The 2,046-nt window shown below is 34.4% G+C and carries 3 protein-coding genes and 2 pseudogenes; 1 reads left to right on the top strand and 4 read right to left on the bottom strand.

What is annotated here, in order from left to right:
- Positions 1-104: 104 nt before the first annotated feature.
- Positions 105-371, bottom strand: a pseudogene (locus BM211_RS25705) (SMI1/KNR4 family protein); the annotation flags it as partial.
- On the opposite strand from BM211_RS25705, the pseudogene BM211_RS25710 reads away from it, so the two are divergent.
- A pseudogene (locus tag BM211_RS25710) lies at positions 350-451 on the top strand (IS3 family transposase); the annotation flags it as partial. The pseudogenes BM211_RS25705 and BM211_RS25710 overlap by 22 nt on opposite strands.
- 205 nt (positions 452-656) lie before the next feature.
- Here the strand turns inward: BM211_RS25710 and BM211_RS25715 are convergent.
- The 3 genes from BM211_RS25715 to BM211_RS25725 form a co-directional block, all read right to left on the bottom strand.
- Positions 657-833, bottom strand: coding sequence for a hypothetical protein (locus BM211_RS25715; RefSeq protein WP_156107921.1), 177 nt, complete (start codon positions 831-833; stop codon positions 657-659).
- 338 nt (positions 834-1,171) lie between these two features.
- Positions 1,172-1,381: a hypothetical protein gene (locus tag BM211_RS25720; RefSeq protein ID WP_035431864.1), complete on the bottom strand. Its 210-nt coding sequence runs from the start codon at positions 1,379-1,381 to the stop codon at positions 1,172-1,174.
- 3 nt (positions 1,382-1,384) lie between these two features.
- Positions 1,385-1,855, bottom strand: coding sequence for a hypothetical protein (locus BM211_RS25725; RefSeq protein ID WP_035431861.1), 471 nt, complete (start codon positions 1,853-1,855; stop codon positions 1,385-1,387).
- Positions 1,856-2,046: the final 191 nt, after the last annotated feature.

The raw sequence follows: 2,046 nt of genomic DNA on the forward strand, positions 1-2,046 counted from the left end.
ACTTGAATGTTTTATCGAAACTATTTTTATACTAAAACAAAAGGGGCTGTTCCATAAGCGAGTAAAACCAACTTATGGAACAGCCCTTTTATTTTAACTATCTATTAATCATGTAATTTGTTTAAAAACTCAGTGAAGTTACTTGCTACTTCCTCTGCTTCTTCTGCTGTAATCCCTTCACTTTCCATCAGTGCTTCTTTTTCCCATGCATCTTCATGTTCCCAAAAGACAACAATCGGATTTTCTTCATGATTTTTATAATCAAAGCAGATTAAATTTCCTGCCGAATCGATTCCAAATAGTACTAGTTCTTTTGGTAATGTATCTTTATATTCATTTTCAATTAAAATTAGAAAAATATATTCACTACTACAATAATGGCCGAATTAAAACAAAATTAAAAGGAATGAGCCATGTACAATACAGAACTCATTTCTCATTAGCTGCTTAAAATATGTGTCTAACTTTTTGGGTTCACTTCACCATGACTTCCCTTGTTCGCTTCGACTCTTTTCAGAGCCGTTATTAAATTTTCCCGTGACAGTAGTTGTTTCATCAACATATTGATATTCCTTTCTTCGTGAACGTTACGTTCTGTTTGTGCCGTTCTTCACTTAGCCATCTTGAAGTCCCCCATGTATTCACCATTTCCTCCTTCAAGTAAGTCCGTTTGGATTGTCTGCCTCTACGTAAAGAATGAACGTCCAGTGTATCGTTCTTCCTAATTGTTCGGTCCTTCCCCATCTTTGCGCGAAGATAGGTACTATGACCTCTGCTGACTTCTGACTGTTCACCTTACTTTCACAAGTAAGGTTATCAAGTTCACTCGACATGCCAGTCAGACCTCCCCAGGTAAGCGCATATTCTTCCTCTCCATCTATCTGCTTCATTTACTCTGTATCACCTTTGGCAGTAAGACTTTGATTTGTTGTGCAATCTCATCCAATGATACCTAGCCTTATATGAAGTTCGTGTTCCTCAGACCGGAGATTTGCCGCCGACTTCCTTCAGATTCCGCGTCGCCACGGACACCCTTGTCTTAAGCTAATCGTTACTACTGCCTTCACGATTGGGGACTTGAACCCTAAAGAATAGACACATGCTGGGCGCACACAAAAAGGGCATATCCCTTTCGGAATTGCCCTGTACCTTAAGAATATATGTCAGTTTATTATTTATTCCCTTTCACAAAATGATGAATCCCTTCAAAAATAACTTCTTTTAAGGCTTCTGGATAATCCGAATAACCTTGTTTTTCCATAATTCTTTCCAATACTTTTTTTACATTTCCATCAAGTATTATAGTGACTCCTGGCGTTAGTTCACCAGTTTCTTCATTTTTAAATGTTTCTTTTATCATAGTTAATTTATTTTCTTGAATAACTTAATCCTCTCTAACTAAATAGTTTTTATTCTTATCTTCCCAGTATCTATACTCATAGGGTACTTGCTCATCAAATCGTTGTAAATAACCTTTCCAGTTATTTGGAATATATTCTTCAAAAGATATTGATTCTGGATAATTAGAATAAAAAATTAAACGCTCAAAATCTATCAAGAAGCATGGATTATAATCATAATAGGCTTCTTCTCTATTAGTTTTTAGTTCCCTTAAAAATTCTAACCTAATATCTTCTGTAAACCGTTCATATTTTTCTATTCTTTCTAAAAAACCAGCTATTGTAGTCTCATTCAAAATACTAATGCCTTTTCTTTCTTCTGGATATTCACTAGGAGGGCACCCAGCTTGATTATAATCTAAATACCATAAATCTGATTCAGTTATATACCAATTTAACTTATTTTTATATTTTATTCCTACTATAATATTTTCTGCATATAAAGGCTTAATCATTTAATTAGTTCACCCCTCTTACCTAATAATTTTAGCATTTTTACCATATTTGGATTTGAGTCAATATTTTGGACACAAAAAAGTTAAATCTAAGCTACTTTTTTAGCTAGATCTTCTATTGCTTGGGGAGTTTTATAACCAATGCTACTATGAATCCTCTTGCGGTTATACCATCCCTCGATGTATTGAAA

The sequence above is a fragment of the Bacillus sp. 491mf genome (assembly GCF_900112415.1).
GTDB lineage: Bacteria > Bacillota > Bacilli > Bacillales > Bacillaceae_G > Bacillus_A.